The 5,137-nt window shown below is 66.1% G+C and carries 8 protein-coding genes, 1 tRNA gene and 1 pseudogene; 4 read left to right on the top strand and 6 right to left on the bottom strand.

Going from position 1 to position 5,137, the window contains the following annotated elements:
- The 4 genes and pseudogenes from J7E68_RS18595 to J7E68_RS18580 all read left to right on the top strand — a co-directional run.
- Positions 1 to 176 (top strand): annotated as a pseudogene (locus tag J7E68_RS18595) (GatB/YqeY domain-containing protein); the annotation flags it as partial.
- A gap of 47 nt (positions 177 to 223) precedes the next feature.
- Positions 224 to 1,480, top strand: a complete 1,257-nt coding sequence (gene dinB, locus J7E68_RS18590) for a DNA polymerase IV (protein WP_215175019.1) — start codon at positions 224 to 226, stop codon at positions 1,478 to 1,480.
- 37 nt (positions 1,481 to 1,517) lie between these two features.
- Positions 1,518 to 1,835, top strand: coding sequence for a hypothetical protein (locus J7E68_RS18585; protein ID WP_215175016.1), 318 nt, complete (start codon positions 1,518 to 1,520; stop codon positions 1,833 to 1,835).
- The gene (locus J7E68_RS18580) at positions 1,819 to 2,400 is read left to right on the top strand and encodes a hypothetical protein (protein WP_215175015.1); all 582 of its coding nucleotides are present in this window, start codon (positions 1,819 to 1,821) and stop codon (positions 2,398 to 2,400) included. Before J7E68_RS18585 ends, J7E68_RS18580 begins: the two co-directional genes overlap by 17 nt.
- A 4-nt stretch (positions 2,401 to 2,404) precedes the next feature.
- Here J7E68_RS18580 and J7E68_RS18575 read toward each other — a convergent pair whose 3' ends face one another.
- The 6 genes from J7E68_RS18575 to orn all read right to left on the bottom strand — a co-directional run bounded on the left by J7E68_RS18575 (position 2,405) and on the right by orn (position 5,015).
- Positions 2,405 to 2,896 carry a DUF2017 family protein gene (locus J7E68_RS18575; protein WP_215175013.1) on the bottom strand — a complete coding sequence of 164 codons (492 nt, stop codon included), beginning with the start codon at positions 2,894 to 2,896 and terminating at the stop codon, positions 2,405 to 2,407.
- Positions 2,896 to 3,192: an ATP-dependent Clp protease adapter ClpS gene (gene clpS, locus J7E68_RS18570; protein WP_215175012.1), complete on the bottom strand. Its 297-nt coding sequence runs from the start codon at positions 3,190 to 3,192 to the stop codon at positions 2,896 to 2,898. The genes J7E68_RS18575 and clpS overlap by 1 nt, the downstream gene beginning before the upstream one ends.
- On the bottom strand, positions 3,183 to 3,530 hold the full coding sequence (locus tag J7E68_RS18565; protein WP_215175011.1) for a metallopeptidase family protein: 348 nt from the start codon (positions 3,528 to 3,530) through the stop codon (positions 3,183 to 3,185). The genes clpS and J7E68_RS18565 overlap by 10 nt, the downstream gene beginning before the upstream one ends.
- 36 nt (positions 3,531 to 3,566) lie before the next feature.
- On the bottom strand, positions 3,567 to 4,196 hold the full coding sequence (locus J7E68_RS18560; RefSeq protein WP_215175010.1) for a LysE family transporter: 630 nt from the start codon (positions 4,194 to 4,196) through the stop codon (positions 3,567 to 3,569).
- Positions 4,197 to 4,276: 80 nt separating this feature from the next.
- Positions 4,277 to 4,352: transfer RNA gene (locus tag J7E68_RS18555), tRNA-His, on the bottom strand.
- 36 nt (positions 4,353 to 4,388) lie between these two features.
- Positions 4,389 to 5,015 carry an oligoribonuclease gene (gene orn, locus J7E68_RS18550; protein ID WP_215175008.1) on the bottom strand — a complete coding sequence of 209 codons (627 nt, stop codon included), beginning with the start codon at positions 5,013 to 5,015 and terminating at the stop codon, positions 4,389 to 4,391.
- Between the last annotated feature and the right edge of the window lie 122 nt (positions 5,016 to 5,137).

Here is a 5,137-nt window from a genome sequence, read left to right as displayed (position 1 = left end):
CGCTGATCGCCGCGATCGACGAGGCACTCGCTGCCCAGCCCGACGTGCTCGCGAAGATCAAGGACGGCAAGGTCCAGGCCGCCGGCGCCGTCATCGGCGCAGTGATGAAGGCGATGAAGGGCCAGGCGGATGCCGCCAGGGTCCGCGAACTCGTCCTCGAGCGCGCTGCGCAGTAACCGCATCCCCCGGGCCTCGTGTCCGAGGTCCGGGGGAGAATGGTCTCATGGGACACGGTGACGGCAGAGGGCGCATCGTCTCGTCCGTCGATGCCGATGACACCGGCACCAGCATCCTGCACGTCGATATGGACGCGTTCTACGCGGCGGTCGAGGTTCTCGACGATCCGAGTCTTCGCGGGCTCCCGTTGATCATCGGGGCGCCGGACGGCCGGTCGGTGGTGTCGAGCGCGTCCTACGAGGCGCGTCGGTACGGGGTGAGGGCGGCGATGCCGGTCTCTCAGGCGATGCGTCTGTGCCCTGCGGCGCGCATCGTGCCCCCGCACTTCCATCGGTATCACGCCGTGTCGCGGCAGGTCATGGAGATCTTCGAGTCGTTCACCCCGCTCGTCGAGCCTCTCTCCGTCGACGAGGCGTTCCTCGACGTGCGGGGCGTCCGACGGCTGTGGGGGAGTCCCGCGCGGATCGCACAACTCGTGCGCGAACGCGTGAGCGACGAGGTCGGCATCACCTGCAGTGTGGGTGTCGCCGCGACGAAGCATGTCGCGAAGATGGCCTCGACCATCTCGAAACCCGATGGAATGCTCGTGATCGCGGCTTCCGACACGCAGGACTTCCTCGACCCCCGCCCGGTGCGCGCCATGTGGGGCGTGGGCCCCAAAGCGGCGGAGGCGCTGGAGGGACGCGGTATCCGTACGATCCGCGACATCCGGATGTCCTCGCGGGAGATGCTCGATCGCGCCGTCGGCCCGGCCTTGAGCAGCCGGCTCAGCGAGCTGGCGCGGGGTGAGGATCCTCGAACGGTCGAGACCGAGCGCGTCGAGAAGAGCGTCGGTCATGAGGAGACCTTCGACACGGACATCTCCGACCGCGCCTATCTGCGGGCGGAACTGCTCCGCCTGGCCGACCGCGTCGCCGCGCGACTGCGGAGAGCTGGATGGGAGACGTCGACGGTGGCGATCAAGGTCCGCTTCGACGATTTCCGCACCGTCAGCCGCTCTCAGACCCTGCCCGAGCCGACGGCAGTGGGGCAGCGCATCGGTGAGGCCGCCCAGGCACTGTTCGACCAGATCGAACGACGCGACCCGGTGCGTCTTGTCGGAGTGCGGGCCGAGAAGCTGCGACCGGCAGGGGGCGGGGGGTTCGGCCTCTGGGACGACGACGAGGACTGGCGGCGGGTCGAGGGCGCAGTCGACGATGCGGTCGCGCGATTCGGCGTCTCCACGATCAGCCGGGCGAGACATATCGGCCGTGGCGACGGGCGCGGTGCCGCTCAGCACCCCAAGGCCCACGGAGTCGATTGACCCTTCCGGCGTCCGATTACTGGGCTAGCGTGGAGCCATGCCCAACATTGCACTGGAACTCGGTAAGCAGGCCGCCTCGTTCGGCGTGAAGAGCGCGTACGGCGAACAGCAGGATGTCGACGGCGTGAGCATCACCCCCGTCGCCTTCACCTACTCCGGCTTCGGCGGAGGAAGCGGCGATGGAGCCGAAGGCGGGGGTGGCGGCGGAGTGTCGGTTCCGGTAGGTGTCTACGTGCGCCGCGAGGAGGGACTCCGGTTCGAACCGAACATCGTGACCCTGCTGGTCGTCGCGATCCCGTTCGTCTGGGCGACCGGTCGAGCACTCTCACGCATCATCCGTGCACTCAAGAAGTGACGACCCGGTCGCGGCGGCTCTCGAGCGCGCCGCGACTCGCATCGTCGCGGATGTCCGCAGCCTCGACGCGGTGAATCCCGTCGTCCTCCTCGACGGACGCAGCGGCGCGGGAAAGACGACGCTCGCCCGGATGCTGGTCGATCGGTGGCCGATCGCCGGACGCGTGCAGCTGATAGCCCTCGACTCGATCTATCCGGGGTGGGACGGACTGCACGACGGTGTCGAGCGTGCCCTCGACGGCATACTTCGTCGGCATGGTCGTGGATACATCGGTTCCTGGACCCGATGGGACTGGGATCGCGAGGCGGAGGCGGAGAGCTACGCCGTGGATCCGTCGCTCGGCGTGATCATCGAAGGCAGCGGCATCCTGACCCCGTCGTCATCCGCGATCGCCGATGTGAGCGTGTGGCTCGAGGCCTCGGACCACTCCCGCAAGGCGCGAGCGCTGCATCGCGACGGGGACACCTACCGACCGCACTGGGATCGCTGGGCGGCGCAGGAGCGCGACCACCTCGAGCGTCACGATCCCCGAGCACTCGCGACCAGGGTGTTCGAGATCCCCTGATCGCTCACAGAAGCTCGTCGGCAGCCTCGATGACCAGTTCGAGGCGGTAGCCGAGCCAGTCGTAGACGCCGAAGCGTGCATCCTCCGGGTCTCGGTCGTCGTCGTCTTCTATGCCGAGACGGGATGCGATGATCAGTCGCAGTGCGGTGAGGGTGCGCAGCCAGGCGTCGACGTCGCTCGGCGGGATCTCGAGTTCGTGCTCGGCGAACGCCTCTCCCTGCGACATCGAGTCGAGATCGCCTCGCATCTCTGCGAGAGCGGTGCGCACGACGTCGGCATCGAGGGCGCGGCGATCGAGCAGGTCGTCGCTGGTCGCAGCACGGAAGGTTCGCGAGGCTTCGTCATCGTCGGGATAGGGATCGGGCACGAGGCGTGTGATCGCAGGGTCGGTGAGGTCGCGCTCCGAGCCGACGAGCTCGCGCAGGTCGTCGACCAGCCGCACGAGCTGCGCGCCCTCGACTCGAGCCATCGTCATACGCACTGCCGGTCCCGTCATCACGCGACCTTCCGCACGGTCGCCCACAGGCCGTAGTCGTGCATCGCCTGCACGTGGACCTCCATCGTCTCGCGCGGTCCGGTGGCGACGACCGCATGACCCTCGTGATGCACGGCCCGCATGAGCTGTGTCGCCCGGTCGAGCGAGTATCCGAAGTACGTGCGGAACACCCTCACGACGTAGCTCATCAGGTTGACGGGGTCGTTCCAGACGACGACCTCCCAAGGTTCGAGAGGAGCGGCGGAGAGTCGCGTGAGCTCCTCGAGTTCCGGGGTTGCGAGGGGAGTCACGCCCACCCCAGCTCGTGCAGCTGTTCATCGTCGATGCCGTAGAAGTGCGCGATCTCATGCACCAGGGTCGTGTGCACTTCATCGCGGAGCTCGGATTCGGTCTCGCACGCGGCGAGGTGGGGCTCGCGGTACACGACTATGCGGTCAGGGAGCTCTCCCGTGCCGTATTGACCGCGCTCGGTCAACGCCAGGCCGTCATAGAGGCCGAGGAGGTCGAGGGATCCGTCTTCAGGACGGTCTTCGACGACGAAGACGACATTGTCGAGCCCGTCGACCATCTCGTCGGGCAGGCGATCGAGCTCGTCGATCACCAGTTCCTCGAAGGGTGCAGAATCCATCTCCATCAGCTCCAGCCTATTGCCGCGAGGGACGGGCGGGTGTCAGTGCAGGACGACCAGGAGCGCGGCGACGGCGATGAACAGCACTCCGAAGATGCTGTTGAGGATCCGCTGGCCCCGGGGAGAGCGCGTGAGCCGTCGGAACGGCCGGGCTGCCACTGCGAAGAATCCCCACATCACGAGGATGTCCACGATCATCACCGTGACGATGAGGGTGAGGTACTGCGGCAACTGCGGCTCGTCGAGCTTGATGAACTGGGGGATGAACGCGAGGAAGAAGACGATGGCTTTCGGATTCAGCAGGTTCACCCAGAATCCGCGCCGGATCATCGACCAGTGACCTTCGTGGAGATCACCCTGTGCATCGTCATCGGCCTCCGGGATCGTCGGCCTCGTGAGGATCAGCCGAATGCCGAGGAAGACGAGATAGGCGGCTCCGGCGTAACGGATGACGTTGAACAGCAACTCGGACTGCGACACGATCAATCCAAGGCCTGCGGCGACGATCACGACGTGCACGATCAGTGCGAGTTGCTGCCCGAGGATTCCCCAGATCGATCGGCGCCAGCCCTGCCTGAGTGCGTTCGACATCGTATTGATGGCACCGGCACCAGGAGTGAAGCTGATCACCACGCAGGCGGTCAGAAGCGAGAACCACACGGCGAGCGACACCACGCAATCCTAGGGGTCGCCGACCGGTGCCCGAGAACACGAAGAGGGTCCGAGTCTGACGACTCGGACCCTCTTCTCAGTGGGGTGAGTAACGGGACTCGAACCCGCGACATCCGGCACCACAAGCCAGCGCTCTACCAGCTGAGCTATACCCACCATGTGCCAACCGCGATTGGCAACCACACGAGTCTATTACATGTTCGGGGTGAACTCTGACACGGTGCGGGCAGCGATGTCTCGGGCGTCGTCGCTCGAGGGCCCCGGCTCGTCGACGAACACCGCTTCGCGGTAGTACCGCAGTTCGCGGATCGACTCGAGGATGTCAGCGAGGGCGCGGTGGCCGCCGTCCTTCGCCGGCGCCTGGAAGAAGACTCGCGGATACCAGCGCCGCGAGAGTTCCTTGATGCTGGAGACGTCGACGTTTCGGTAGTGGAGCCACTGGTCGACCTGGCTCATGTACTTCGCCAGGAACATGCGGTCGGTGCCGATCGTGTTGCCCGCGAGCGGAGCCTTCCGCTCGACGGGGGCGAAGCGCTTGATGTAGGCGAGAGTCTGGGCTTCGGCGTCTGCCAACGAGATGCCGTGGGGGATCTCGGTGATCAGCCCTGACGTCTCGTGCATCTTCGTCACGAAGTCGTTCATGTTCTCGAGCGCCGCGTCGCTCGGGCGGATGACCACCTGGAATCCGGGATCGACGGGGCGCAGCTCGAAGTCGGTGATGACGACGGCGATCTCGACGAGCTCGTCGCCAGCGAGATCGAGACCGGTCATCTCACAGTCGATCCAGACGAGGCGGTCGTTCTCTGGGGCAGATACCATGACGTCATCCTATCGACGGCTCCGACATCGGAATCCGGCGCGGTACGGTAGAACGGTGCGCCTCCGTAGCTCAGGGGATAGAGCAGGAGCCTTCTAATCTCTTGGTCGCAGGTTCGAATCCT

The sequence above is a fragment of the Microbacterium sp. ISL-103 genome (genome assembly GCF_018613995.1).
In the GTDB taxonomy this organism is placed as follows: domain Bacteria; phylum Actinomycetota; class Actinomycetes; order Actinomycetales; family Microbacteriaceae; genus Microbacterium.
Note: the sequence above shows the minus strand (reverse complement) of the source record. Positions and strands in the feature narration are given on the sequence as shown.

Excerpts from the sequence above, each read along its gene's own strand:
- J7E68_RS18575 (WP_215175013.1), bottom strand. The coding sequence starts at position 2,896 with ATGACGGGACCGGCAGTGCGTATGACGATGGCTCGAGTCGAGGGCGCG.
- orn (WP_215175008.1), bottom strand. The coding sequence starts at position 5,015 with ATGGTATCTGCCCCAGAGAACGACCGCCTCGTCTGGATCGACTGTGAG.
- J7E68_RS18585 (WP_215175016.1), top strand. The coding sequence starts at position 1,518 with ATGCCCAACATTGCACTGGAACTCGGTAAGCAGGCCGCCTCGTTCGGC.
- J7E68_RS18565 (WP_215175011.1), bottom strand. The coding sequence starts at position 3,530 with ATGGAGATGGATTCTGCACCCTTCGAGGAACTGGTGATCGACGAGCTC.
- dinB (WP_215175019.1), top strand. The coding sequence starts at position 224 with ATGGGACACGGTGACGGCAGAGGGCGCATCGTCTCGTCCGTCGATGCC.